The organism is Pseudomonas sp. 32_A (genome assembly GCF_017490905.1).
Lineage (GTDB): Bacteria > Pseudomonadota > Gammaproteobacteria > Pseudomonadales > Pseudomonadaceae > Aquipseudomonas > Aquipseudomonas inefficax.
Genome location: NZ_JAFGYI010000341.1, coordinates 1 through 446, shown reverse-complemented (window position 1 = coordinate 446; position 446 = coordinate 1). Strand labels below are relative to the sequence as shown.

Genomic DNA, 446 nt, shown 5'->3' with positions numbered 1-446 from the left:
CACCATGACGGCATCACAGTGAACATCATAACCACGGTTTGAAAGTTCTTCTTCTAGAGCACTTTTAATTTGGTGACTTGAGTTAACACCTGCACCGCAGGCAGCAAGAATTTTAATCATTTGGATTTCCTCCGATTTTATATTTTAATAGACAAGATTAAGCTGTTGCTTCAGCAATATAAGCATAAAGTTTTTCTGGTTCGGAAATTTTTGATAGATCTTCCAGATGTCCATTTCCTGTTAAAAAGTCCATCAACTGAGCCAGAATATTTGTTTGACTTGAACTTGAGTTGTTAATGATAAAGAAGAGTAGGGATACTTCTACTTCCTTATCAGGAGCTATCATATTGTGAAAAGTTACTGGTTTTTCTAATCGAACAACCACTACTTTCTCAGCTAGATTATGAACAATATCTGTATGAGGAATCGCTACATTTGGCAAGTCC

The 446-nt window shown here is 36.1% G+C and carries 2 protein-coding genes; both read right to left on the bottom strand.

Going from position 1 to position 446, the window contains the following annotated elements; genetic code table 11:
- Positions 1-120, bottom strand: a 120-nt coding sequence (locus J5M58_RS28585) for a hypothetical protein (protein ID WP_368857215.1), incomplete at its 3' end; no start/stop codon positions are given.
- Between the two features lie 37 nt (positions 121-157).
- Positions 158-446 (bottom strand): PTS sugar transporter subunit IIA (locus J5M58_RS26970; RefSeq protein WP_207880476.1); only part of this gene is annotated, 289 nt, incomplete at its 5' end.